Annotated in this window: 24 protein-coding genes; 11 read left to right on the top strand and 13 right to left on the bottom strand. The window is 64.8% G+C overall.

Annotation, left to right across the window (positions count from 1 at the left end; translation table 11 throughout):
• Window positions 1-57: 57 nt before the first annotated feature.
• Both B1A87_RS08525 and B1A87_RS08520 read right to left on the bottom strand, forming a co-directional pair.
• On the bottom strand, window positions 58-792 hold the full coding sequence (locus B1A87_RS08525) for a hypothetical protein (RefSeq protein ID WP_078029576.1): 735 nt from the start codon (window positions 790-792) through the stop codon (window positions 58-60).
• A gap of 75 nt (window positions 793-867) precedes the next feature.
• Window positions 868-1779 carry an SDR family oxidoreductase gene (locus B1A87_RS08520; RefSeq protein WP_078029577.1) on the bottom strand — a complete coding sequence of 304 codons (912 nt, stop codon included), beginning with the start codon at window positions 1777-1779 and terminating at the stop codon, window positions 868-870.
• A gap of 258 nt (window positions 1780-2037) precedes the next feature.
• On the opposite strand from B1A87_RS08520, the gene B1A87_RS08515 reads away from it, so the two are divergent.
• Window positions 2038-6282: an NAD-glutamate dehydrogenase gene (locus B1A87_RS08515; RefSeq protein ID WP_313902466.1), complete on the top strand. Its 4245-nt coding sequence runs from the start codon at window positions 2038-2040 to the stop codon at window positions 6280-6282.
• Window positions 6231-6845 (top strand): NAD-glutamate dehydrogenase domain-containing protein, encoded by a 615-nt coding sequence (locus B1A87_RS24630; protein ID WP_313902465.1) that lies wholly within the window; start codon window positions 6231-6233, stop codon window positions 6843-6845. The genes B1A87_RS08515 and B1A87_RS24630 overlap by 52 nt, the downstream gene beginning before the upstream one ends.
• A 117-nt stretch (window positions 6846-6962) precedes the next feature.
• Here B1A87_RS24630 and B1A87_RS08510 read toward each other — a convergent pair whose 3' ends face one another.
• Window positions 6963-7877, bottom strand: coding sequence for an alpha/beta fold hydrolase (locus B1A87_RS08510; RefSeq protein WP_078029578.1), 915 nt, complete (start codon window positions 7875-7877; stop codon window positions 6963-6965).
• Window positions 7878-8044: 167 nt separating this feature from the next.
• Here B1A87_RS08510 and B1A87_RS08505 point away from each other — a divergent pair, with 167 nt between their 5' ends.
• Window positions 8045-9319 carry an MFS transporter gene (locus tag B1A87_RS08505; protein ID WP_139362922.1) on the top strand — a complete coding sequence of 425 codons (1275 nt, stop codon included), beginning with the start codon at window positions 8045-8047 and terminating at the stop codon, window positions 9317-9319.
• 127 nt (window positions 9320-9446) lie between these two features.
• Here B1A87_RS08505 and B1A87_RS08500 read toward each other — a convergent pair whose 3' ends face one another.
• The 3 genes from B1A87_RS08500 to B1A87_RS08490 all read right to left on the bottom strand — a co-directional run bounded on the left by B1A87_RS08500 (window position 9447) and on the right by B1A87_RS08490 (window position 11782).
• Window positions 9447-10442 (bottom strand): patatin-like phospholipase family protein, encoded by a 996-nt coding sequence (locus B1A87_RS08500; RefSeq protein ID WP_144275761.1) that lies wholly within the window; start codon window positions 10440-10442, stop codon window positions 9447-9449.
• 549 nt (window positions 10443-10991) lie between these two features.
• Entirely contained in the window at window positions 10992-11333 is a 342-nt protein-coding gene (locus B1A87_RS08495; RefSeq protein WP_139362914.1) for a hypothetical protein, read from the bottom strand.
• Window positions 11334-11338: 5 nt separating this feature from the next.
• On the bottom strand, window positions 11339-11782 hold the full coding sequence (locus B1A87_RS08490; protein ID WP_078029581.1) for a hypothetical protein: 444 nt from the start codon (window positions 11780-11782) through the stop codon (window positions 11339-11341).
• A gap of 42 nt (window positions 11783-11824) precedes the next feature.
• Between B1A87_RS08490 and B1A87_RS23750 the strand changes: the two genes are divergently transcribed.
• The 3 genes from B1A87_RS23750 to B1A87_RS23740 all read left to right on the top strand — a co-directional run bounded on the left by B1A87_RS23750 (window position 11825) and on the right by B1A87_RS23740 (window position 14416).
• The gene (locus B1A87_RS23750) at window positions 11825-11959 is read left to right on the top strand and encodes a hypothetical protein (protein ID WP_260680753.1); all 135 of its coding nucleotides are present in this window, start codon (window positions 11825-11827) and stop codon (window positions 11957-11959) included.
• Between the two features lie 452 nt (window positions 11960-12411).
• Window positions 12412-13161 (top strand): multicopper oxidase domain-containing protein, encoded by a 750-nt coding sequence (locus B1A87_RS23745; protein WP_260680752.1) that lies wholly within the window; start codon window positions 12412-12414, stop codon window positions 13159-13161.
• On the top strand, window positions 13103-14416 hold the full coding sequence (locus B1A87_RS23740; RefSeq protein ID WP_260680751.1) for a multicopper oxidase family protein: 1314 nt from the start codon (window positions 13103-13105) through the stop codon (window positions 14414-14416). The genes B1A87_RS23745 and B1A87_RS23740 overlap by 59 nt, the downstream gene beginning before the upstream one ends.
• A 251-nt stretch (window positions 14417-14667) precedes the next feature.
• On the opposite strand, the gene B1A87_RS08475 is transcribed toward B1A87_RS23740, so the two are convergent.
• From B1A87_RS08475 to B1A87_RS22940, 4 genes are all read right to left on the bottom strand, one after another.
• On the bottom strand, window positions 14668-15540 hold the full coding sequence (locus tag B1A87_RS08475; protein WP_260680750.1) for a hypothetical protein: 873 nt from the start codon (window positions 15538-15540) through the stop codon (window positions 14668-14670).
• 383 nt (window positions 15541-15923) lie between these two features.
• Window positions 15924-16241, bottom strand: coding sequence for a hypothetical protein (locus tag B1A87_RS08470; RefSeq protein ID WP_078029301.1), 318 nt, complete (start codon window positions 16239-16241; stop codon window positions 15924-15926).
• Between the two features lie 76 nt (window positions 16242-16317).
• The gene (locus B1A87_RS08465) at window positions 16318-16593 is read right to left on the bottom strand and encodes a hypothetical protein (protein WP_139362894.1); all 276 of its coding nucleotides are present in this window, start codon (window positions 16591-16593) and stop codon (window positions 16318-16320) included.
• 70 nt (window positions 16594-16663) lie between these two features.
• The gene (locus B1A87_RS22940; RefSeq protein ID WP_185982286.1) at window positions 16664-16816 is read right to left on the bottom strand and encodes a hypothetical protein; all 153 of its coding nucleotides are present in this window, start codon (window positions 16814-16816) and stop codon (window positions 16664-16666) included.
• Between the two features lie 383 nt (window positions 16817-17199).
• Between B1A87_RS22940 and B1A87_RS23270 the strand changes: the two genes are divergently transcribed.
• Window positions 17200-17526 (top strand): DM13 domain-containing protein, encoded by a 327-nt coding sequence (locus B1A87_RS23270; RefSeq protein WP_221937558.1) that lies wholly within the window; start codon window positions 17200-17202, stop codon window positions 17524-17526.
• Window positions 17527-17681: 155 nt separating this feature from the next.
• On the opposite strand, the gene B1A87_RS08455 is transcribed toward B1A87_RS23270, so the two are convergent.
• The 3 genes from B1A87_RS08455 to B1A87_RS08445 all read right to left on the bottom strand — a co-directional run bounded on the left by B1A87_RS08455 (window position 17682) and on the right by B1A87_RS08445 (window position 20145).
• Window positions 17682-18500 (bottom strand): alpha/beta fold hydrolase, encoded by an 819-nt coding sequence (locus B1A87_RS08455; protein WP_078029303.1) that lies wholly within the window; start codon window positions 18498-18500, stop codon window positions 17682-17684.
• Between the two features lie 22 nt (window positions 18501-18522).
• The gene (locus B1A87_RS08450) at window positions 18523-19131 is read right to left on the bottom strand and encodes a hypothetical protein (protein ID WP_078029304.1); all 609 of its coding nucleotides are present in this window, start codon (window positions 19129-19131) and stop codon (window positions 18523-18525) included.
• Window positions 19132-19245: 114 nt separating this feature from the next.
• The gene (locus B1A87_RS08445) at window positions 19246-20145 is read right to left on the bottom strand and encodes a diacylglycerol kinase family protein (protein ID WP_078029305.1); all 900 of its coding nucleotides are present in this window, start codon (window positions 20143-20145) and stop codon (window positions 19246-19248) included.
• Window positions 20146-20259: 114 nt separating this feature from the next.
• Between B1A87_RS08445 and B1A87_RS08440 the strand changes: the two genes are divergently transcribed.
• From B1A87_RS08440 to B1A87_RS08425, 4 genes are all read left to right on the top strand, one after another.
• Window positions 20260-20454 carry a hypothetical protein gene (locus B1A87_RS08440; protein ID WP_078029306.1) on the top strand — a complete coding sequence of 65 codons (195 nt, stop codon included), beginning with the start codon at window positions 20260-20262 and terminating at the stop codon, window positions 20452-20454.
• Between the two features lie 73 nt (window positions 20455-20527).
• Complete coding sequence (locus B1A87_RS08435; RefSeq protein WP_078029307.1) at window positions 20528-21262, top strand: GntR family transcriptional regulator; 735 nt, start codon at window positions 20528-20530, stop codon at window positions 21260-21262.
• A gap of 344 nt (window positions 21263-21606) precedes the next feature.
• Window positions 21607-22968 carry an MFS transporter gene (locus B1A87_RS08430; protein ID WP_078029308.1) on the top strand — a complete coding sequence of 454 codons (1362 nt, stop codon included), beginning with the start codon at window positions 21607-21609 and terminating at the stop codon, window positions 22966-22968.
• A complete protein-coding gene (locus tag B1A87_RS08425; RefSeq protein ID WP_078029309.1) occupies window positions 22965-23765 on the top strand; it encodes a putative hydro-lyase in 801 nt (266 codons plus the stop codon). Before B1A87_RS08430 ends, B1A87_RS08425 begins: the two co-directional genes overlap by 4 nt.
• Window positions 23766-23797: the final 32 nt, after the last annotated feature.

Here is a 23797-nt window from a genome sequence, read left to right as displayed (position 1 = left end):
TAGACCGTTCTGCAGTGGTCTTCTTGAAAGGTGAACGCTGGCGTCAACGGATCCGCCTCACGGCAGCACAAGATTTGTGAGTTCTGACCGTTGGCCGGTTTCCAGGTCCTCAATGAGGACCAGCGAGCTGACCTTGGGGCAGTAGTACTTATGTTCCCTGGAGTTTTTCTCAAGCGGCGTCCAGTCGTAGACCTTGACGCAGTCGGTGTATTTGCCGGACTTCGTGGATACCGTCAGGCCAGTGGCGAGAGTGTCCCGCATATCTTCGGCCTGTCCCAGGTAATATTCCTGCCTGTAGGAGTCGCCCACCCGCTGCTCGGCCTTCATCCAAATACCGGCTTTTGCGCCATCTTTTCCATGAATGAAGCTGCCGGAATGATTGAGGAGATTTCCGTTGAAAAAGTTATTTACGTCCTCGCCGAAGTACCACACGTCTCCGTTTTTGTGTTGTGCCAGGTAATCCCTGGTTTCCTCGACAAGCTGCCCGTTGCTGTAGACCTTGTCCAGGTAGATGGCCGTCTCAACATCCTCAATGACCTTTGATTCATTGAGGATCTCAATCTCGATTCTCTCGGTGATTCCGCGCAGGTCCGTACTCTCATACGTCATCTTCTTGCCCGCGGGAAGGGCGAAATACTTGTTGGTAATATTGGTGGTGAAGTCTGCCGGTTTGATCTGCGGATTGTACTCGCTTGCCATGCTTCTTAGGTTGGCAAAATACCACAATGCCCCGCCGGCTATAACCACCACTAAAACGATGATTCCCGCGAGCATTCTGGTTCTTGGATTCATGCGATTCCCGCCCTTCCGAATAGGCCATTTATCGATTGAGCGTAGAGCGTTGATCTGTGCCTGTTCGTGGCGTGCTCAGTTTCTGACCGCGTGTCCGAGGCTCGTGAGGAGGCGGGTTATGGCGTCCTCGGCGGTCGGCACTGCGCCGAAGACTTCGCGCTGCCGGGTGGTGTCGGCGACGTAGCGGCCGGACTGGAACCAGCCGGCCATCGCTCCCATGTCCTTGGCCAGCGGGTTGATCGGTCCGAGGACGGTGCCGACGGCGCGGATGAGTCCGGTGGGGATTGTCCGGACCCGGATGCGTTTGCGGAGGAGCCTGCCGGAGATCTCTGCGATTTCCTGCATGCTGACCGGCCGGTCCCAGCCGATATCGATGCGCTGCCCGTCAATGCCGGGCGAGTCCGTTGCGGCTGCCAGGTAGCCGGCAAGGTCAGCCGTGAGGACGAAGGTCAAGGGAATGCGCGATGACCCGAGCCAGGTGAGGCGCCCGTTGCTGAAAGGGTCGCCGCCGTAACGGGTGACCTGGTCAAGGAAGGCCCCCGGCCGCAGCGCCACGAACGGGACCCCGAGTTGCTCGAGCCGGTCCTCGGTCAGCTTCTTGTGCCAGAAGTGCGGAACGTGCGGAGTCTGGTCACAGGTGAGGATGCTCGTCAGCACGAATCTGCGGACGTGGGTGCGGCTGGCCGCTTCGGCCAGGTTGCTGTTGCCAATGGTGTCGGTTTGAGGGGTGTCGCCCTTGCGGTGACGTGTGTAGCCGGCCGCCGTGGTGATCACGCTGTCGGCGCCCTCCATCGCGCGGATCAGCGAGCCAAGGTCCATCATGTCGCCGCGGGCGATGGCTGCCCCGGCGGCTTCCAAGCGGGTCGCGTCGGATCCCTGGCGCACGAGGGCCCGAACTTGTTTTCCATGCGAGAGCAGGTCGGCCACCACTTGGCTTCCCAGCATGCCGGTGCCGCCTACCACTAGCACCGGTCCGTCACCAGACATCGTCGCCTCCAGTGCAGTCGAAACCGCGGACACCCTGTGTGAAGCAAATGTACTCAGCCGCGACGATGCCGCAAGCCCCGGCCGGGACTGGTTGGCCCGGGCGGCCGCCCGCTGGGTTTTGGCCGGTGCGCCCTGCATCCAAGGGGATGGCGTCAGCACTGGACGGTGCCGGTGCCCCAAGCCATGATGGGAGGAAGCGCGAGGGCCGGAATGTCATCCGCACGTGGCGGTGGCACCCCGCGGCGGAGGTGCGGTGGCATGTCAGACAAACCGGGGCCCGGGGAGCAGGCCGGGTCCGACGTACTCCGCAAGGCAAGCGAAGTTCTCCTGACCGACTACTTCGCGAAGGTGCCGCCGGAGGATCTGCGGAGCTACAGTCCGGAGACTCTTCGCATGCGGGTGGCGCACCACCTCAAGGTGGCGTCGTCGCGCGCGCCCGGTGAGACCGCCGTCGGGATCCTGAACGAAATGGACGCCAGCATCGTTGCGGTGGTGACCGAGGACATCCCGTATCTGGTCCACTCAGTCACGGCGGAGCTCGCACGCGATGATGCCGCGATCCGGCTGCTTGTGCATCCGAGCTTTCAGGTGCTGCGGGATCCGGTTTCCCATGAGCTGTTGGACGCCTGGACCGGTTCTTCCCCGGAGGGCGTTTTGGGAGGCCGAGCCCGCGGAACAGGCACAACCGAGGTATGGATTGCGGCCGAGATCGGAAGGCTGGCGGACGACGCGGCCGCAGCGGAGCTGACAGCGAACCTGCACAGGGTGCTGGACGATGTTCGGGTTGCCGCCGAGGACGCCGCTGCGATACACGGCAAGGTGGCCGATGCCGTCGCCGTCGCGGTCGGAGTCCCGCGCACTGTTGTTCCGCCACTGGAAGAGATTCGCGAGCTGCTCCTCTGGCTTGTCGACGGCAACTTCCTGTTCCTGGGCTACGACGAATATGAGCTCACGACGGCGGGCGGCGGCCCGGAGCTGCTTTCCGAGCGGCCCGGTTCCGCGCTGGGCCTGCTGAGACGGCCGCAGGCGGACACCTCTGCCGGAGGGCCGGCGCCGGGGCGGCCCGTGATACGCGGACCCGAGGCGCTCACGCTGACCACTTCGGAGGAAAGGTCTACGGTCCTGAGGCGGTCGTACCTGGATGAATTGCGTCTGCGGGTGTTCGACGGGGCCGGCGAAACCATAGGGGAACGGCGCTTCGTGGGGTTGTTTACCGCCGGCGCCGCGCATCAGTCCGTCCGGCGGATTCCGGTGATCCGTGAAAAGGTCCAGGCTGTTAGCCAACGCCTGGGATATGCGCCCCGGTCCCACCACGGCAAGGAAGTCCTGGCCATACTGGAGACCTTCCCGCGCGACGATCTCTTCCACGTCGATGTGGATGATCTCACGCGGCTGGCGGACGAAGTGCTCCGCGCCGAGATGCAGCGGCGGACCCGCGTGTTCCTCCGGCCTGACAGCTTTGGCCGGTTCATGTCCGCGCTGGTCCTCTTCCCGCGCAGCCGCTACAGCACGGCCGTCCGGCTGCTGACGGAACAGGAGCTGCGGCAGGTCTTCAAAGCGAAATCCATTGAGTTCGATGTCCGGCTGACGGAGTCGCCGATGGCCCGGGTCTTCTTCCGGATCCACATGGCCGGCACGGCGTTGGACGCATCGGAGTCCACGACGGCCGACGTCGACCCTTACGCACTGGAACGGCGGCTGATCGCGGCCACCCGGCCATGGTCGGAGGGCCTCGAGGAAGTGATCCGCGAGCGCTTCACCGCGGCAGAGGCCACACGGCTGACCGAGCTGTGGTCAGAGGCCTTCCCGCCGAGTTATCGCGCGGACCACGAGGCGGAAGCCGCGATCGGGGACATCCTCAACTTCGAGAAGTTCGACCTAGACGGCACGGGCGGCCGTCCCGACGGGGATCCGCTGCTCACGGTGTACGTCAGGCCGGGCACGTCGCCCACCCTGGCCGAGGACGCACGGATCCGGCTGTATCTCACCAAGCCTAGAAGCCTCACGCAGATCCTGCCGTTCCTGCATAACCTCGGGCTCGAGGTGCTCGACCAGCGACCCTTCCAGCTCCGAAGGGGGAGCGGCCGGGATGTGTTCTTATACGACCTGGGCGTGAAGTATCCCGGCGGCGTTGACCCCGAAGCAACCAGCGAACTGATCGCTGATGCCTTCGCCGCTGCCATGCGGGGCGACATCGAATCCGACCGGATCGACGCACTGGTCATCAGGGAGCGGGTGGGCTGGCGGCAGGCGGCGATACTGCGAAGCTACGCGAAGTACCTCCAGCAGTTGGGAACAACCAACTCTTACGGTTTCATCGCGGACACGCTGTTGACCAATGCCCGGGCAACTCAAGCACTCCTGGACTTGTTCCAGGCGAAATTCGATCCCAGGCTGGACGCGCCCGCCCGGCTCGAGCGCACCACAGCTGCCCGGGAGGAGCTGCTGGCCGCCATTGACGAAATTCCCGTCCTCGACGCAGACCGGCTGCTGCGCACCTTCATGAACCTCGTGGAAGCCACACTGAGGACCAACTACTTCCTGGATAAGACACACCTGAGTTTCAAACTGAATCCGGCCGCGATCGCCAATGCCCCGTTTCCGCGACCAAGGTACGAGATCTGGGTGTACTCCCCACGCGTTGAAGGCGTCCACCTCCGTTTCGGTGCCTTGGCTCGCGGCGGGTTGCGCTGGTCCGACCGAAGCGAGGATTTCCGGACCGAGGTCCTGGGGCTGGTCAAGGCGCAAAACGTGAAGAATTCCGTCATCGTGCCGACGGGAGCCAAGGGGGGGTTCTATCCCAAGCGTTTGCCCGACCCTGCCGCGGACAGGGAGGCCTGGCTTGCCGAGGGACTGGAATGCTACCGGATATTCATCAGCGGGCTACTGGACCTGACCGATAATCTCGTAGTCACGGACCGCGGTGAAACGGTTGTGCCGCCCGAAGGCGTAGTGCGCCACGACGGCGACGACTACTACCTCGTGGTGGCGGCCGACAAGGGAACGGCCACCTTTTCCGACACAGCGAACGCTCTCGCAGGGGACTATGGGTTCTGGCTCGGGGATGCCTTCGCATCCGGTGGGTCCGTCGGCTATGACCACAAGCAAATGGGAATCACGGCCCGCGGGGCGTGGGAATCCGTGAAGCACCATTTCAGCGAGCTGGGCATTGACTCACAAACCGAAGACTTTACTGTCGCCGGCATCGGAGACATGAGCGGGGACGTGTTCGGCAACGCTATGCTCCTCTCGCCGCACATCCGGCTGGTGGCGGCATTTGACCATCGCCACATCTTTCTTGATCCCACACCCGGTGCGGCATCGTCCTTCCGGGAACGCAGGCGACTCTTCGGCCTGCCCCGTTCGTCCTGGGCGGACTACGATCGCTCGTTGATCAGCCCGGGCGGGGGCGTCCACTCCCGCCGCGCCAAGACCATCGACATCACTGAGGAGGTCCGGTTCTGCCTCGGCCTGAAGCCAGGAACCGCATCGCTGCCGCCGCACGCACTCCTGCAGGCTATTCTCCGTGCGCCCGTAGACCTGCTCTACAACGGGGGCATCGGCACCTACATCAAAGCCTCCACGGAACAGCAAACAGACGTGGGTGACAAAGCCAACGACGCCATCAGGGTCAACGGCAATGAACTGAGGGCCCGGATAGTGGTCGAGGGCGGAAACCTGGGCGTCACCCAGCGCGGACGCGTCGAGGCAGCCCTTGCCGGCGTCTTGCTCAACACCGATGCGATAGATAATTCGGCCGGCGTGGACTGCTCGGACCACGAGGTCAACATCAAGATTTTCGTGGACCGGATGATCGCGGAGGGAAAGATGCGGGCCGCGGAACGCGCAGCCTTCCTGCAATCCCTGACCGATGAGGTCGGCCGGCTGGTCCTGGCAAATAATGCGGACCAGAAGGTCCTCCTGTTCAACGACCGGCACATGGCGCCGGAGCTGAGCCCCGGCTTTGAGCGGATCATGGACTGGCTGGAGGCCGCCGCGGACTTGGACCGCAGCCTGGAGGGACTGCCGAGCACGGACCAGCTCCGGGACAGGCTGCAGTCCGGCAACGGACTGACCGCACCGGAATTGTCGGTGCTTGCCGCCTACGCCAAGATCGAATTGGCCAAGGAGCTGACCGCCAGCGACCTCGCCGATGATCCGTGGTTCAGGAGCGTGCTTCGCGGCTACTTTCCGCACCAGCTGCCCGAACGCTTCGATGCTGAGCTGGACGAACACCCGTTGCGCCGGCAGATCATCTGCACGGTGGTGGCCAACGACATGATCAACCTCGGCGGAATCACTTTCGCGTTCCGCGCCATCGAGGAAACAACGGCCACTGCGGCTGCAGTGGCCAGGGCCTTCGTGGTGGTTCGCGAGGCCTATCAGCTGCAGTGGTTCGTGGACAGGATCGCCGCCCTGCCTCCGGGCTTTCCAGCGAACACGCCGCCGCTGTGGTCCAGCCGCTGCGCAGGATCATCGACCGCGCGACGCGGTGGTACGTGACCCATGACCACCGCGACCAGCCCGTCGGCGAAGCCCTGGCGAGGGTCGCTCCGACCGTGGACCTGCTGCGGACGAGGACCTCGGACTTTCTGCGCGGCTCGGATCTGGACCGCGCCAAGGGGCGGCTGGCGCACTGGAACGACGTCGGGATGCCAAGCGAGCTGGGGCGCCGCGCCTCCGACCTGCTGGAAAGCTTCGGACTGCTGGACATTTCACTCGTGTCGGAGCAGGTGGATGAACCCCTCACCACGATCGCGGACATGTACCACACGGTGATTCACTGGGTCGGCGTGGGAACGTTGTTGCTGCGCGTCACTGACCTGCCGCGGCAGAGCCGGTGGGAGGCGCTGGCCCGTGCCGCCCTGCGGGACGACGCCTACTCCGCCGTCGTCGATATTGCGATTTCCGTGATGCAGACGACCCGGGGAGCACCGCCACTGCTGTGGAACGCATTGTGGAGTGGGAGCGCGGACGGCAGGAGCAGCTGGGGCGGATCAAGGACACCTTCGCGGAGGTCACCAGACCCGGGCAGGTGGACCTGGCCTCGATCTCCGTGGCCCTGAAACTCCTCCGGACCCTGGCGCGGCGGTGACCTCGGATTCACGAGTTCTTCGGCCCCGTCTGATGCGTAACCACGCATTGGACGGGGCCTTGTCGGGGCGGCGGTACGGGCGCGCACCTCACGGACGCCGCAGGTCATCGAGGAGCCGTTGCACCTGCTTCGGCCGCTCGATGTTGGCGAAGTGGCCGCAACGCGGGATCGTCGCCGTCTGGACGTGCGGGACTATTTCAGCCAGCCGGAGCAGGTCCGACGCCGGCGTGAACACGTCGCGGTCCCCGCGGATCGCCAGCACCGGGCAGAGGATGCTGCGCCACTGGGCAAAGTCGTAGTGCGCCGCGTCCCGGGCGGCCGCGGAGAACCCGGCCGGCCGGGCGTCATCGCCGAGCCTGCGGATCACGGCGTTGGATATGGCTGCGGGATCGGCGAAGAAGGGGGACATTAGCGGTCCCATCACAGGGGTGGTGGCGATTGCACGGATCAGCGCCGAGCCCGCCGGACCAAGGGCGGCCATGGACCGCATGGCCAGCAGCATGCCGGCGAACGCCGGGAACCCAAACAGGCTGCGCAGTGGCCCCCTCGCCGCCTCGGACACGCCGAATGTGGTGGCCGAAATGGTGGCCGCGCTGGCTGTCCGCTCCGGCCAGGCCGCGGCAAGGTGCAAAACCAGGAAGCCTCCCATGGAGTGGCCTATGAGGTTCCACCGCGAGTAGCCGAGCGAGTCCAGCACCTCGGTGACCGAACGCGCCATCGCCTCGATGCTGAACTGTTCCAGCCGGGCGCCCGCCGTGGACTCACCCCAGCCCGGCAGGTCAATCAGCACCCGATCTTGGCCGGGCGCTCCGGAAAGCAGCGCCCGGAACGTAGTCCAGGATCCCGCGGCGCCGTGAAGGTAGACGTCCGGTGTACTGAAGGCAGGCCAGCGTCCTCCGGTGCCCTGCTGGACACGCACCGTGCAGGGACCCAGCTCCGTGGGAATAATCTGCCGCCGAATCGTGGCGGCCCCCGTGGCGGCGGGTTCCTGCTGGACGCTCATGGCCACCTTCCGTTCGTGTTCTCCGCATCTGGTTCGGAGCCGCAGGGATGCCGGATGGGACTAGCAGACCCGCCGGCCGTCGGCAGGAACGCGGTCTGGCACGCAAAGGCGAGGGAGGCCAGAATAGGTATGTGCTGCATCTTCGCCGAGGGGCGGACGGCAGCGCGATGAACGCCGCCGCCCGAAAGACCCAGCGGATCTATCTCACATTGACGCTGGGCAATACCCTTGCAGCCTCGTTCATCTGGGGGATCAACACCCTCTTTCTCTTGGACGCCGGACTAAGCAACCTCGAGGCCTTTGCCGCCAACGCGTTCTTCACGGCCGGCATGGTGCTGTTCGAGGTGCCCACCGGAGTCGTGGCCGACGGTTGGGGGCGCCGGGTCTCGTTCCTGCTGGGTACCGTGACCCTGGCGGCTTCCACCTACCTCTACTACATGCTCTGGCAGCTTTCCGCGCCGTTCTGGTCGTGGGCAGTGGTGTCTATTTTGCTCGGCCTGGGTTTCACATTCTTCTCGGGTGCGGTCGAGGCCTGGCTTGTCGACGCGCTGCGCTTCGCGGGATACGAGGGCGGGCTGGAAACGGTGCTCGGGCGCGGACAGATGGTGGGGGGCGTCGCGATGCTCGTCGGCTCGGTGGCCGGCGGCGTGATCGCGCAGGTCACCAATCTGGGCGTGCCGTTTCTGTTACGCGTCGGCGTCCTGGTCGCCATGTTCGCCGTCGCGTTCTGGCTGATGCATGATGTCGGATTCACCCCTGAACGATCGGCCCGTCCTCTTCAGGCCACCCGTGCCGTACTCGCTGCCTCAATCGAGAACGGTCTCAAGAACCCGCCGGTACGATACGTGATGCTGGCCGCGCCGTTCAGCGCCGGCGTCGGAATCTATGTGTTTTACGCCCTGCAGCCGTACCTGCTTGAGCTCTTCGGCGACCCGCGCGCCTACTCCATTGCGGGCCTGGCGGCGGCGATAGTGGCCGGAGCCGAGGTGCTCGGCGGCTGGCTGGCGCCGCGGGTCCGTGGCCTGGTTAGCAAACGCACCACGGTGCTGATCCTGAGCAGCATCGTGGACGCACTCATTCTGGTGGTCCTCGGGTTCGTTCAGGAGTTCTGGGTGGCGTTGGCCATGTTGACGTTGTGGGCTTTGGTCGCCGAGGTGGGCATACCCGTGCGCCAGGCCTACGTGAACGACATGATCCCTTCGAAGCAGCGGGCAACGGTCCTGAGCTTCGACTCACTCATTGGATCAAGTGGCGGCGTGGTGGTGCAGCCGCTGCTCGGACGGACGGCCGATATGTACGGCTACCCGGCCTCGCTGGCGATCGGCGGCGTGATCGGGCTGATCGCAGTGCCTTTCCTGCTGGCGAGTCGCGGGCAGCATGCCCAGGCCGATGAGGCCAACGCCTCGACCAGCACGCCCAACGCGGAGTCCCAGCCATCCTAGCCGGCGGCAACGCGAGTTCTCGCGGTAGCGGCCCAGGTCAGCGCGCACGAAGGTAGGGCATGCCGCGCCCAGCGGCCATCCGAGGCATGAGCAGGTGTCGTCACGCCATCAGAGTCGGCTGGCTTCGTCAGTGCCAGAACCCGGTGAGCTGCTCGGCAAGGGCTCTGCCCTGGTTGTAACCGGCGCGAGCAGCGGGCGGACGCAGCGAAAGATCCATCGCATTGGCGCCGAACATGTGCTCGGAGTCGCCATCCGGGAAGATTGTTTCCACTCTGCTGCCCCCTGCGCGGAGTTCATCGACCTGTGTTGCGAGATGCATGCCCCAGTCCACCGGAGTCCGTGATCTGCCACCGAATGGTGACAGCACCAACACCCGTGCGTATCCGGCTGCCAGATCGGCATTCTCGGCGTTGGATCGGTAGCCGCCGTCGATGTATCGGCTGCCGCCGATACCGTAGGCGAATGCACTGGCACAGCTGGCGGCCACGGCGTCCACCAGGTCGACCCCGCTGTGGCGGTCGAACACCACCGGTTCACCGGTATCGGCATTGACCGCCGTGATGAGCACCGTTCGTTCCGGCCAGCGCTGGCTGGGCAGCCGGGCGGCGACAGTATCGCGCCACCGCGTTTGACCGGAGCCGTCCGACGCCGCGTCCAGTTCGAGCGCCGACGCACCCATTCTGCGGCGCATATCGGCCGCATCCTCAGCGGCGGCGATGATCCGGCCCGTTCTCTCCATGTGGCTCGCCGCCGGCCCAACGCGACCGCGTCCGCCGTCGGATCTCACCGGAGCAGTCCGTGCCTGGGGTGCGGCGGAAAGGAGGGCGGCAAGCAGTTCAGCCGGGGTCGCGCTAGTGATCTGGGCCGCGGACGTCGATCCGGCCGACGTGCCGATGATCAAGTCGGCCCCGGTCACATCCAATCCGGCATCGAAGAGGCCGGCGATGACGCCGATCAGCCAGGCATTGCCTGTCGATCCGCCGCCACCGAGGACCAACGCTCGCTCGCCCGCGGCGCGTACCCGCCTTGTGGCGTCGACCTGCGGCTGATCCAGGGCGGACCCCGGCAGGTCGGACGCCGTCTTCGAAGTGGAGTGCAGGGGTGAAGAAGGTGTCGTGTTCATGGGAGTCGCCTTTCGCGAATTGCCTGTCGGGCGCTCCCGGGGCGACTACCTGCGCCGCGCGATCGTGGACTGCAGGGGAGCGCCCACTGTGGATACTGCGTTCATGGGTCTTACCTCCTGCCGATAGATCACGATCACCGGAAAGCTAGCACGCCGGCGATGCGGTGCGCAACAGGCCGCGCCATGCCGGTTGCAGTGTCGCTGCAGAACGCGCTGCCGGACGCTCCGCACTCTGCTGTGATGGGCCGGCAATTCCGTGCTGGGAAGGGGTGGGACGGCGGTTATAGGGTCCAACGGGAATTCCTAAGGTGCCGTTGGCAGGCTGTGAACACCTGGTCGAAACCGTTGCCCCCATCAGCGCTTCGATCAGCCCGCCGGCCAGGCAATGCACTCCCCCCTCCGTACTGCCTGGCCGGCGGCCCTGGGCCCGACCGGAGCCTGAGCCCTCCGGCCGGGGCCAACCTCACGCCGCCAGCCGCAGCGGTGAGCCAAACGCCGTCGTCGGCTAACACTTTCAACGAACGCCCGGCCGCTGACTGAACCCCGGCTTCAGTTGGCCGGTGCCGCGGGCACGTCCGAGGTTGGCAGGGCGGGGGACCGTGACGGGTAGGACGGTATGCCGCCGCCGGAGCCCGCCGCTTCGAAGACCCCGACTTTGGTTGCTCCGTCGCTGAGGTACACCGGGACTTCCCGCGGCGGACGCGGCGTGCTGAAGTTCTTCAGGGCGTCTTCCGGGCTGGTGGGCATGGGCCCGCCATAGAGGTCTTTGGCGTACACGTAACCGGAACTGCCGCTGGTCGCAACGACGGCGATCAAATCCGGAGTTCCGTTCTCCTCGCTTTCAATGCCGTAGGTTTCGCCCTTGGCGTTGACACCCAACTTGGTTCGCACCTGTTTCACGTACTTGGCGGTGAGCTGCCAGCGGGTTCCGGCCCCGGTTTGATCGTTACGCTGTGCTGCCCCGGAGCGAGGCTGACGGTGTGGCCCGACGTATTCGCGCGCGTGTCAGCCTGGAGTTCGCGGAAAGTGTCGCTGGCGCCGTCCGGGAACTCGAACGAGCCGGCGGTGAGGGCGGTCAGCGTCATTTCGATGCCGGTGGCATCCTGCGGGGGCTCACCGAGCTCGACCGTGGCCGTTCCTTGTTCGGTTCCGGGGATCACGAACAGCCCGGCGGCCGCCGCGCCGATGCCTCCTAGCAGGCCCGTAGCGGCAAGGGCGCCGGCGGAAAGCCATAGCCTGGTGCGCTGGCGGGTCCGGGCCGTTGAGGATTTCTGGACCTGCGCGACAAGCTGTGCCCGGAGCGCGCTGCTGAACCGGTCATCGACGCGAAGCTGGTTCATGACCGTTCTCCTTCCATAGTTCTTGACGCCGGCAAGAACGTTGTGGCGCGTTCGGGATCGTCCCTTGAAGTCGGCGGGGGCGGGGCCGACTCGTTCAAGGACACGTGGACCGGGCGCGACTGCGCCAAGGGCAAACTCTGGATGGTCGGCGGACCCCTCGGCGGCGGCCAGCCGTAACCGGCAAGGCAGGGGTCTATCAACACCGATTTGGCCGTGCGTCTTGCCACGGACGTTCACCGCCAATTTGGAGGGTCTGCAGCGGATCGGCACCAGCTTTTTTGCAGGGTTCGCAACCCACAGTTGTCGCCTGGGGGAATTGCGCAAAAGACTTAGCCCACGGGACAAGGAGGTCCTCGTGGTCAAGATTCGGGTCTCGGAACCGCATGAAGGTGACGACCGGGGCCGCTGTGTTGACGTGTGCCCCACGCCAAGGAGGCACAGACCATGTCCGAGGAATCTGCAGAATCTAGCGGGGTCGCCCGGCGCACGATACTGCGCCTGGGGGCGGCCGGGGGAGCAGGGGCCGCACTCGTGGCGGCGCAGGCCTGGGCCGCTCCGCTGCTGGCTCAGCGGGGCTGCTCTCACCGGACGGCGCCTTCGCCGCCGCGTCGACGGCGCTAAGTGACGAGTTGTTCTACATTGAAAAATTCCCCACGAGCCCGCTGATCATCTCGCCGTTCAGCGACCCGCTGCGCATCCCGAAGGCGCTGGCACCGGTGCCGAAATCCGTCTTCAGCGCCTGGCGGAATCCGCCGGGACCCGGACCGGGCCAGCAGAACTCGCTGCGCAACGAACGGCACCAGGTCTGGACGAGCCAGGTCGGCCTTCCAGACCCGATCGTCTACAAGATCGATGTGCTTCTGCGGACCCACTCGTTCACAACCTCCCAAGTTCTGCCGATCGACTCGGACGGAAAGCCGGCTGTCTCGTTCGATGCTTCCGGCAGAAAATTCGCCGCAGGCACGAAGCGGGCCCTGCCTCCGAGCACGATCTACGGTTTCAACGGCATGTTCCCCGGGCCGATGATCAACGCCGAGTACGGCAGGCCGGTCCTGGTCCGGTTCGAGAACCACTTGGACGAGAACCCGCTGAACCTGGACCGCCAGGACTTCGGATCTCCCGACTTGTCGTTCCTGACCCACCTGCACAACGGCCACACCGCGCCCGAGAGTGACGGTAACCCGCATTACTCGATGGTGGCAGGGCCGAGGCACCCGGGCTTCAGGCCGCAGATGTCTGTCGACAACCTCTACCTGAACCGGCCCGCCGGCGGGGGACGACCGCGAGAAGCAGAGCTTCTTCTGGTTCCACGACCACACGATGGACCACACCGGCTCCAACGTGTACAAGGGCTTGGTGGGCCTCTACCCGATCTATGACCCGAAGAACGGCACGGATATGGGTGACGAGCGGCAGGGGCTGCGGCTGCCGGGGGTCCGCACGAACAACCCGGACGGATCCTTCGACGTCAAGTACGATATCCCGCTGGCCTTCACCGACTTCCGGTTCGACGACGGCGTCACCATGCACAAGGACATCCACGATGTGCAGGGCGAGTTCCCGGCCGCCAAGAACCCGGCGACCCATCCGGAGTGGTGGGGCAAGACGTTCTACAAGCACTTCCCCAACCACGGATTCGTCGGCGACGTCTGCACGGTCAACGGCACTGCGTTCCCGGTGCTGACGGTGAAGCGGCGCAAGTACCGCTTCCGGTTCCTGGACGCCTCCGTCTCCCGGATTTACGAGTTCAAGCTGATGAGCTCGACGCTGGGCCCCAAATCGTCGGCGTCGCTCGGTTACGAGGACGACGAGCTTGAGGGCCAGTACCGCATCGAGGACGGCCAGCAGTGCATGCAGTTCACCCAGATTGCCACGGACGGCGGGCTCCTGCCGATCCCCATCAAGCGGGATTCCTTTGAGCTGTGGCCGGCCAAGCGCCGCGAGGTGATCGTTGATTTCACGCGGTACCAGGACGGCACGCCCACCACCAAGGGCGACGTCGTCTACCTGACCAACGTCATGAAGATGCCCAACGGCCGGATGTGGTCGAATTCGTCCCGGTTCTTCCCCGACCCGAAGTACAAGGTGCCGGTCCTGAAGATCGTGATTGGCGATACCGCGCAGGATGACAGCCAGATACCCGCTGCCCTGCGTCCGCTTCCGCCGCTGCCGTCCAACTGGCAGAGTCTGCTGGATAACCGCATCATCTTCGAGGTGAAACGCGGGAGCGTGGGCGGCGAGACCGAGTGGCTCATCAACGGCAAGCCCTTCGACCCGGCGAGCGTGCTGGCGAGCCTGAAAAACCCCGCCGGCCGCACACCCCTGGCCCGGCAAAAGAAGGGCAGCTTCAACCTCTGGGAGCTGCGCAACGGCGGCGGCGGCTGGGTGCACCCGTTCCACCTGCATATGGAGGAGCACCGGACCGTCATGCGCAACGGCAAGGACGTGACCCGCACGGTGGATCCGGGGCACCCCGATGACGCCTCGAAGGAAGATCTGGCAGCGCTCGATCCCGGCGAGTCGGTCATCGTCTACCGGGGCTTCAGGGACTTCACGGGACCCTATGTGGCGCACTGCCACAACCTTGCGCACGAGGACCACGCCATGATGTTCGGCTGGGCAATCACACCGTGACCACCTAAGCCAAAAGCCCTTTTCGCCCACCTCTAATGGTGGGCGAAAAGGGCTTTTGGGTGCAGGACCGAGCTGGCCCAGCGGGACTCAGACGTGCTGATCCACGAGAACCGGATTGCCGTCGGGATCCAGCACAATGAAGCTCGCCGGCCCCGTCGTGCCCTCGTCTGCTTCCGAAACGAAGTGCGTGCCGTGGGCCCGGCCCCAGTCGGATCATGCTTGGTTTTCGTTCCCAAACGCCGTGGCCTGCGCTACGGAGTGAGAGGTGCAGCCAGGCCGTCCGTCGACGTCCGCGGGGACAGGCGGCTGCCGCCGGTGACCGGGAAGGGGAAGCCAAGGACCGCAAGCCGTCCCCGTACCTGGTTCTGTGCCTGGCAGTCACTGACGCAGTCGGTCGGGGAGTTGGCCACTTCCACGGCGTCTTCACCTGTGACCATTCCCATTCGTCCACCGCTGGCCACATCCCAGACGGACATCCCGCCGCAGTGGTCCCGGGTCTCGGCAAGGCCCAGGCTGTTGGCGAAGTCCGGACCGCATTCGGGCTGCCGGACGCGGGTGGCTACCTGGGCGCTGTCCCGCACGACGAACTTTGCAGACACGTCATTGCCGATGTTCACCCGGGGCCTGACCTGGACGCAGAACTGGCTCGGCGGCCCGGTCTGGACGCTGGTGCACGCAGAGCCTACGAACTGACCCAGCTGGGCGCGGAAATCGGCATTGTCAAAGTAGAATGCACCGGCCGCCAACCGGTGCACGATGCGTGTGGCGGTGGCATCGCCACGCTCGGGTTCCATCTGGAAGAGGCCCCCGGAGGCGCAGTCCTTTGCCTGGATAGTCATCGACAGGCCGCCGGTCCCGGTACGGGACAACGCGACGTCGGTGTCCTTGACTTCCAGCGACACGGCACTGGTCAGCGTGAGGCCGCGGTGGTCAGGAACCTTGCTCTCAAACACTGGGGTGGCACGGCCGCCGGTGAGGTCCATTTCATTGGCCGCGCCGGTGAACACGTAGTTGTAGATGGCGAAGTTCGCCGGGTCCACCTCGAACCGGACGTACTTGCCCTGGACCAGGAATCGGGTACCCGGCGAAGCGACGGCGCCTTTGAACCCAGCGGCCTTCCCCAAAACGTGAAACCCCCCGCCAACACAGCCCTTCGACGATGCCGCCTGCGCCGGTCCCGAGAGACCCACGAAACCGATTGCCGATGCTGCGAGGGCCACGACAGCCGCAGCCGACCGGAATTTCAAGCTTGGTTTGCACCTCAAGGCGCTCATCAGATCCTCCCTGCTGGCCGGCATCGCAGAACTCAAACTTTGAGTTTCATCCCGCCAACCGAGGAAAGACTATGACTCGGTCTTCCCCGCAGGAACGGAGGTGGACCATTACTGCACGACTCTTGGATAAACCTTGGAATTTCCTCCACGTTTCCTTGGGGCACTTCCTGCGGAGTCCAGCCCTCCGGGTTTCACCGGAGTGAATGCCCGACGCCGGCGCTGGCTCTGTCCCGTTATTGGGCGGAGCGGCGGTTGCGCGCTTGGCGCACCAAGCGGGTGAAGGCAAAGATGAAGACGGCCTCGATCAACACCATCAGGCCGAGCAATAGCCATTGGCCCTCGCCAATGAAGGCAATGGCCCCGATAAGGACAAGCACCGTTCCGAGGACCAGCGCGTACACGGCGAACCCGAAGGCTACCCTGGCACTGCGCACACCAGTCCGGAAGCCAAAGCCCAAAGGCTCTCCTCCGGGGTACCCCGCAACGCGGTCTGGGCCTGCGGGCTTGAGCCTGTCGAACTCATCCCAAAGGTCCCGGTCCTGATCGGTCATAGTCCCATTATCCCGCAATTCCACTGGCCCTGTGATCCGTCGTAGTGGCGGGGGCGAACCTCGTCGTTGGGACTCTTTACGCGCCCGAGGGCTGCGGGTTGGCTGGTCGCTGAGCGAGGAGTACTGCCTGGGGCGACTTCTCGCGGGGGCCGGGGCCGCGTGACATCTGAGCGACCACGTTGAAGCCAATGTGCTCCAGCTGTTGGGTGACGGCTGCCGGGTGGAAGAGCTGGGCGTCCATCGACACGTCATGACCGTAGGCGCGGGATATATGGCGGGGCCCTTCACCCACCTGGAAGCTGACCAACGCATACCCACCGGGCGCAAGGACCCGGAAGAACTCTGCAAACACGCGTGGGAGTTCGAGCGGCGCCAAATGGATTATGGAGTACCAGGCGAAGACGCCGCCCAGCTGCAAATCTTCATAGGGAAGGTTCCCGAGTTCTGGCGAACCCTTCGATCATGGCGCGATCCGCCGGCGCCTCGAAACTGGCATCGGGCAGCAACGCCGCATAGCTCTCCGCAACCACGTCATAGGTTGACCGGACGAGGGCAAGACGGTCATCACGTTGCATCTGTAAAGGCTATCGCGGCCGGCCATTGCCGTCAGACCGTTGGTGCGGGGACGATTGTTGCATGGGCGGAAATATCAACACGTCTTGTCTTGGGAGCCATGCGGTGTGCTGAATGTTCCCCGTGAAGGCCCGTGGCCGCAGGCGGTTGTGGCCCGTGGTGGTGGCTGGAGCGGCCGTACTCCTGCTGGCCATTGGGCTGGCGGTGTTCAAGCCGTGGCTTCTCTTCGTCGACGTGCGCGTGGATGAACAAATCCCTACCGTGGCTGCATCTCCCGAAAATGCGCAATCCCCGCCCTCCGCTTCATCGGGCGCTCCGTCGCCGCCCGCGACCGCCCCCCACCCGGCAGGCGCCTGCCGGGTCGGTCCAAGTTGCCGTGGGTTCCTTGATCAGCCACGAACACACGACGTCGGGGACGGTTCGGATCCTGAGGCAGCCGAACAACGACCGCGTACTAACCCTGGAGAATCTGGACACGTCCAACGGGCCGGACGTGCACGTCTGGCTGAGTGCTGCGGACGTCGTGGAGGGAACGGGCGGTTGGTTTGTCGCCGGTGCCGCCGATCACTACGACCTCGGCGTCATCAAGGGAAACCAGGGCAATCAGGTCTACGCAATCCCCGCCGGGGTTGATCTGAAAAGGTACAAGTCCGTCGATCTGTGGTGCGTGCAATTCAGCGTGTCATTCGGAGCGGCCAAGCTGACCTTCTGAGTAACGTGCGGGACACGGCGCGGCATCCGAGCATGACTTTGTCCTGGTTGCGCCGGCCCTGTCCGTAGCCGGGTTCGTCCTGGTGAACGTCACTTAGCGGAGCAATCTGCTGTGCCCCGCGGCGACCCCGCAATTGGGGGCACTGTATTGGGGGACTAGGCCCACGCGTCCGGTCTCGCAGCGATGCGGTTCACGAAGTCCAGCACCGCCGGATGGGCGGGGTTGATGATATGTCCGCCAGCCACGAGCACCGTGCGGGTGAACGGCAGAGCCCCGGACAGCCGGGCGTTCACCAGCCGGCAGGCCGCGGGCGATTCCTCAGCGGAAACTATCAGCGTGGGCTGTCGGATCCCGGCCAGTTTGTCTTCCTCCAGCTCCAGGGCGTCCTCGCTGAGGTCCATGCCATGACCGTTGATCTCGGCGAGGACGGCGTACGCGGTGCCCGCCAGCATGTTCCTGAGATGCTCCGGCAGCGACTCCCCGGCCCCATCGCCAAGGGTCTCCCGGATTACAGCCTCCGCAACCAGCCCGTGCTGACCGGCCGAGTGCTCCAGCACCCTGAGGCGAAGGTTACGGGCCCAAGCATCGGCCTCCGGGTCGATGGTGAACAGGGCCGGCTCCAGAAGGACCAGCGCCTTGACTTTGTCCGGGAACCGGCGGGCGAGCTCGATGGCGATGAGGCCGCCCGTCCTGCGGCCGATCACTACGGCCGCGCCCGCGTGCAGGGCGGCCAGCACGCCTGCCGCGTCGTCGACGTGCTCGACCAGGTCCAGCGTGGCGAACGGCGCCGGGGGAGCGCTGCGGTGGAATCCCCGGCGGTCATAGATGATGCACCGGCCACGCCTGGCCAGTTCCTCGGCGGCATCCGCCCACATCGCGGCTGAACCGGGCGTCTCGTGCACGCCCAAAATAGGGATCCCCTCGCCGCGTTCCTCATAGTAGAGATCGACGCCGTTGACGCTTAGTCGGGACATATCCTCAGCGTAGGTTGCACCCTCATTCGGTGGAAGGGACGCCGTCTTCAGCGTCAAGCGCGGGCAGCAGCTGGCGGTTCCGAATGCGCGATTCGCCGAAATCGATCGTCACCGGTTGGATCTCCCAGGTGCGGCCGTGCCTGGTAATCGGACTCCCTACGGCAACGTGGGGCGTCCAATGCGGATACCGGAAGCCAAGAGCTCGCGAGCTGAGAATGAAGTCATCGACGTTGTCCACGAGCAACTCGGCCAGCAGCTCGTGCAGTGCCTGCACGAGTGAGACCTGGAAGTCCCGCACGCTCGTGGGCACGTCCACTTCGAGTCCGCACACATTGCCGCCGCCCAGGACGATCAGCTTTTCGGCCCGCCCCGAGAAGCCTTTCATTACCGGCAGCCGCTTCACCCACGAGGCCGTCATCCTGGCGGCTGCAACGGGACTCGTGATGCCTTTGGTCCACTCCGAGACGTCCTGGGCGAAGTCGTCCAGCACGCCGATGTGCAGTAGCGTCATATGCAGGCCGTGCTCCCGGCGCAGCGAGCGCACGTAGCTGCCCAGCCTCTCGTAGTCCGCAGCCCCGGACCCGACTCTCAGGACCGGTACCTCGACCGTGATGCGCGGGACCGTGTACATCCGGACTCCTTCGTGCCCGTGGTTCTTGTCTGGCTGACCGTTGACGTCCGATGCAATTATCCTCCCGGAGCGGGGGGCTCGTTGGGGAGCTCTACCTCCATTCCTTGCCGTCGTTTATCCGAGGGTAGCGAGCGCGCGGTGTGCGGATTCCACCACCACCGGCGTGCCCGCCGCCAGCGTCTTCACTTCGCCGTCGAACTGCAGGGGAACGGATTCCGTCGTCCGGAAGCTGTAGCGGCTGACGCCGGGTTGGACGCCGAGCCCAATCGTCACGGCGCGAAGTGTCATGAGCGCCATCCGCCATCTACTGGCGTGAGGCAGCATGATGACCTCGAACAGCCCGTCGTCTGGGTCGCCGGTTTCACTGATTCTGCCGTACTTCGCCATGGCCGGGACATTGGCCAGGATGAGGCTGTCGAACACAGCGCGGGCGCCGTCATCACGGATGATTTCGAACGGCTGCAGCCGGGTCAGTGTGTGTACGACAGAGACGAGCTCCTTGAGAACCCCCTTGTTGCCCCGCTCAATTCCGATGGCCATCGCGGGAGTCAGCCCCAGGCCAATGTACGAGTGGGCGTAGTGCGTCCAGGCAGCCTTTCCCACCCCATGGGTCAGCCGCAGCAGATCGATTCGACTGACCTTGCCCCGGACGATTGCTTCGATCAGCGGAATCCGAGGGGTGCTGCGGTGGTGGTCGTTGGCGTTTCCGCTGGCCAGTACCGCGCAGACCGCGCGGCTTTCGGCGACGTCCATTACCCCGTTGACCACCTCGTTGTACCCGCCGTCACCGCTGACAGACACGATCAGGGGTCGGCCGGAGGCCGCCGCCGTCCGGGCGAGCTCACGCGCGTGGCCGGGGAACTCACTTGGCTCCAAACGAACGGGCATATCGGGTAGGCGGCGGCTCACTTCGGCGCGCAGCTGCTCGGCCAGTTGGGCAGGGTTCCGGCTGCTGACCGGATTAAAAATCAAGATGATCCGGTCAAACGGTACCGGGGACGATGAAGCGACCATGGAGTTATTCCTTCGACTAGCCGTCCCACATTGAACATCAACTTCTAGAGTGAGTTTATCGGGGACAACCCGGACTTCAGTTCTTCCAGGCCGGGGTGGTGGGAGGATTTGTGTATGAGCGAAAATGCAGGTACCGGCTCTGAGCAGCAAGCCTCTGCCGCCGCGGAAAAGCAGGCTCAAGGCCAAGCTAAGAGTGAACAGTCGGCGCCGCACACCGGCCAGATACGAACGGTGGGTCAGCGTCGCAGGGATTCTGAAGAAAAGCTTGAAAAACATCAGCAGGAAGCACGGCACAAACCCACGGACTAAGAGCCAGCCGACTCGGAGAACGTTCAACGATTCAGCAATCGGATTGTTGTGAAGCTCGTGTAAATTCGGAGGTATGGCCCCTGTGAACCCGAACGCCGAGAATTCCCGCTTCCACGAACCTGCGGCGGCCCCTCACGGCGGAGCGGTATCGCCGGGCGGAATGTCCAGGCTGCGCGTTGCGGTTCCCTCCGTGGCGACCCGCGTCGCGACTGAGCTGCGCCTCCAGATCGCGGAAGGCGCCCTCCTGCCGGGATCGAAGCTCAAGGAGGAGGCCCTGTCCGAAGAGCTCGGCGTCTCCCGCAATACTGTGCGTGAAGCGTTCGCCGAACTTGCCAGCGAGCGGCTCGTGGTCCGTCAGCCCAACCGCGGCGTCTTCGTTGCCAGCCTGGGTGTCAGCGACATACATGACGTCTACACCGTGCGGCGGGCCATCGAGGTCAGTGCCGTCCGCGGTGGCGGCAGTCCGGAAAGCATCGCATCCGTGCGGGCCGCCGTCGAGGAGGGCAAGCGCGCAGCCGCGGCGGGGGACAGCGAAGGCCTCGGCAGCGCCAACCAGCATTTTCACGGCGCCCTCGTCGCAATGGCGTCCAGTGAACGCCTCAACACCATCATGTCGCAGGTGCTCGCCGAGATGAGGCTCTTTTTCCACAAGGCGTCTGTCGACAGCGGCTTCTACCAGGATTATCTGCAGGACAACGAGGAAATCTGCAAAGCTCTCGAGACCGGCGACACCGAGCTGGCAGCCGAACGCCTGCTGTCGTATCTCGACCGGTCCGAAGAGCACCAGACTGCGGTGCACGCCTCCTAGCCGCAACCGCCTCCGCGCCGGAACTGCCTCCGAGCAGGAAACCCGGCCTGCGCCAGTCCGGCTCCTGTCACGCGTGACCCTCCCTGGTTCCTCCCTGCCCTCAACCACGGATTTTTTGTCGAACCTTGACGGTGTGACCTACGTCGCGTAAATTGTTCAACAAGAATGAATTGTTGAACGATCTGACAATTCAACACACGCTAGGTTTCCGGCCACGCTGGCGGCAAGCCTCACACAAACTGCTTCTGTGCCCCACCTGTCATCGTCGCAGGCCTGGACACCACGGGCAGCAAGCATCATCCGTCGCAGCAGCCGATGAATTCCACACTCTTCATGGAGGAAACATGGCCAATCAACCCGTAATGGCCTCCGGGACCCAGGCACCCTTTGTAGGGCGCAAAGGCATGTACAAGGCATTCGCCGCCAGCCTGACAGGCACGGCCCTTGAGTTCTACGACTTCGCCGTCTACTCTGCGGCAGCGGCGATCGTTTTCCCGCTCATCTTCTTCCCGGCCTCGGACCCGGTGACCGGCACTCTCCTCGCCTTCTCGACCTATGCCGTGGGATACATTTCCCGCCCGGTCGGCGGCATTATCTTCGGCCGGCTCGGGGATGAAATCGGCCGCAAGAAGATCCTGGTCTTCACCCTCATGCTGATTGGCGTCGCGACCTTCCTCATCGGTCTGCTGCCCACGTACGACAACATCGGCGTCATCGCACCGGCCATCCTGGTGTTCCTGCGTTTCGCACAGGGCGTCGGCGTCGGCGGCGAATGGGGCGGCGCCGTGCTGCTCTCCAGCGAATTCGGTGACCCCAACCGCCGCGGCTTCTGGGCGTCCGCGGCGCAGATCGGCCCGCCGGCCGGCAACCTCATGGCCAACGGCGCGCTTGCCGTGCTGACGCTGGCCCTGTCGGAGGAACAATTCCTCGACTACGGCTGGAGAATTGCGTTCCTGATCTCCGCCCTGCTGGTCGCTTTCGGCCTCTGGATCCGCCTCAAACTCGAGGACACCCCCATCTTCAAAGCCATGGAGGCCAGGGGAGACAAACCCAAGGCCCCTATCAGGGAAGTCCTCACCACCCAGCGCCGTCCCCTGCTGGCCGCCATGCTCAGCCGGATTGGCCCGGACGTCACCTACGCACTGTGCACCGTCTTTACACTCACCTACGGCATCCAGGAGCTTGGCTTTGACCGCGGCCAGGTGCTCGTGGCCGTCCTCATCGGGTCGGCACTCCAGCTGGTCACGATGCCGCTCGCAGGCCACATCTCTGACCGCATCAACCGCCGGCTCGTGTACGGCATTGCCGCTGCGGCGGCCGCGGTGTGGGGGTTCCTGTTCTTCATCGTCCTCGAAGGACGTTCCCCGGCCATGCTGATCGTCGGCACGGTCCTGGGCCTGCTCTGCCACTCCTTCATGTACGGGCCGCAGGCAGCCTTCGTTGTTGAGCAGTTCTCCCCGCGGCTCCGGTCCACCGGCAGCTCGCTGGCCTACACCTTTGCCGGAATCATCGGCGGCGCCATCGCGCCCTTCATGTTCACGCTGCTGCAGAGCACTTTCCACAGCTGGGTCCCGGTGGCTGTATACCTCAGCGTCGCGTGCCTGCTGACCCTTGTGGGCCTGGCGCTCGGCCGGGACTCCAACGTCGCCGAGGACGAGGAGTACCTGCAGGCGCCAGTTGAACTGGCGGAAAGCGGCACGCGATGAACCAGTCGAACGCCGCTGTCGCGCCGGCCGAAGCGCGCCGCCAGTTCCGCGACGGCCTCGTGACGCCCACCTCCGGATGGAGCGACGGCTTCACCCAGGCGAACCTCATAGCAGTGCCCGCCGACTACGCCGACGAATTCATCGAGTTCTGCCGGCTCAATCCGAAGGCCTGCCCTGTCATCGACATCATCCCCGCGGGCAGCCACGAAAGTGCACTGGCGGCCGGCTCCGATATCCGCAGCGACATTCCGGCGTACCGACTGTGGAAGGACGGCGTCCTCGCCGACGAAGTCCCCAACGTTTCTGCGGTCTGGCGCGACGACATGGTGGCCGTGCTCATTGGCTGCAGCTTCACGTTCGAGGCCGCGCTTGCCAGCGAGGGCATCCCGCTGCGCCACACCGAAACCGGCCGCAACGTTCCCATGTACCGGACAAATGTGGAGTGCACTCCCGCGGGGCGCCTCCACGGGCCGATGGTCGTCTCCATGCGCCCAATGCCGGCCGAGATGGTCGAAACGGCCATCAGGGTCACTTCACAGGTGCCCAAGGTCCATGGCGCACCCGTCCATGTCGGATCCCCCGAGGAACTGGGAATTGCCGACATCAACCGCCCCGACTTCGGAGATGCCGTGGAAATCCGGCCGGGGGAGGTGCCGGTGTTCTGGGCCTGCGGCGTGACACCGCAGAGCGCAGTGATGGCATCCCGGCCACCGTTCGCCATCAGCCATGCTCCGGGGCACATGTTCATCACTGATGTTCCTGAAAGCAGCTACCGGGAATCAGCGGGAGAGGAATAAGCAGTGAAAAAGCGGATTCCGGCGGCCGAGAG

Source organism: Arthrobacter sp. KBS0703, from assembly GCF_002008315.2.
GTDB lineage: Bacteria > Actinomycetota > Actinomycetes > Actinomycetales > Micrococcaceae > Arthrobacter.
Note: the sequence above shows the minus strand (reverse complement) of the source record. Positions and strands in the feature narration are given on the sequence as shown.

Excerpts from the sequence above, each read along its gene's own strand:
- B1A87_RS08525 (WP_078029576.1), bottom strand. The coding sequence starts at position 792 with ATGAATCCAAGAACCAGAATGCTCGCGGGAATCATCGTTTTAGTGGTG.
- B1A87_RS08520 (WP_078029577.1), bottom strand. The coding sequence starts at position 1,779 with ATGTCTGGTGACGGACCGGTGCTAGTGGTAGGCGGCACCGGCATGCTG.
- B1A87_RS08515 (WP_313902466.1), top strand. The coding sequence starts at position 2,038 with ATGTCAGACAAACCGGGGCCCGGGGAGCAGGCCGGGTCCGACGTACTC.
- B1A87_RS08510 (WP_078029578.1), bottom strand. The coding sequence starts at position 7,877 with ATGAGCGTCCAGCAGGAACCCGCCGCCACGGGGGCCGCCACGATTCGG.
- B1A87_RS08505 (WP_139362922.1), top strand. The coding sequence starts at position 8,045 with ATGAACGCCGCCGCCCGAAAGACCCAGCGGATCTATCTCACATTGACG.
- B1A87_RS08500 (WP_144275761.1), bottom strand. The coding sequence starts at position 10,442 with ATGAACACGACACCTTCTTCACCCCTGCACTCCACTTCGAAGACGGCG.
- B1A87_RS08490 (WP_078029581.1), bottom strand. The coding sequence starts at position 11,782 with ATGAACCAGCTTCGCGTCGATGACCGGTTCAGCAGCGCGCTCCGGGCA.
- B1A87_RS23740 (WP_260680751.1), top strand. The coding sequence starts at position 13,103 with ATGGACCACACCGGCTCCAACGTGTACAAGGGCTTGGTGGGCCTCTAC.
- B1A87_RS08470 (WP_078029301.1), bottom strand. The coding sequence starts at position 16,241 with ATGACCGATCAGGACCGGGACCTTTGGGATGAGTTCGACAGGCTCAAG.
- B1A87_RS22940 (WP_185982286.1), bottom strand. The coding sequence starts at position 16,816 with ATGCAACGTGATGACCGTCTTGCCCTCGTCCGGTCAACCTATGACGTG.
- B1A87_RS08455 (WP_078029303.1), bottom strand. The coding sequence starts at position 18,500 with ATGTCCCGACTAAGCGTCAACGGCGTCGATCTCTACTATGAGGAACGC.
- B1A87_RS08450 (WP_078029304.1), bottom strand. The coding sequence starts at position 19,131 with ATGTACACGGTCCCGCGCATCACGGTCGAGGTACCGGTCCTGAGAGTC.
- B1A87_RS08445 (WP_078029305.1), bottom strand. The coding sequence starts at position 20,145 with ATGGTCGCTTCATCGTCCCCGGTACCGTTTGACCGGATCATCTTGATT.
- B1A87_RS08440 (WP_078029306.1), top strand. The coding sequence starts at position 20,260 with ATGAGCGAAAATGCAGGTACCGGCTCTGAGCAGCAAGCCTCTGCCGCC.
- B1A87_RS08435 (WP_078029307.1), top strand. The coding sequence starts at position 20,528 with ATGGCCCCTGTGAACCCGAACGCCGAGAATTCCCGCTTCCACGAACCT.
- B1A87_RS08430 (WP_078029308.1), top strand. The coding sequence starts at position 21,607 with ATGGCCAATCAACCCGTAATGGCCTCCGGGACCCAGGCACCCTTTGTA.
- B1A87_RS08425 (WP_078029309.1), top strand. The coding sequence starts at position 22,965 with ATGAACCAGTCGAACGCCGCTGTCGCGCCGGCCGAAGCGCGCCGCCAG.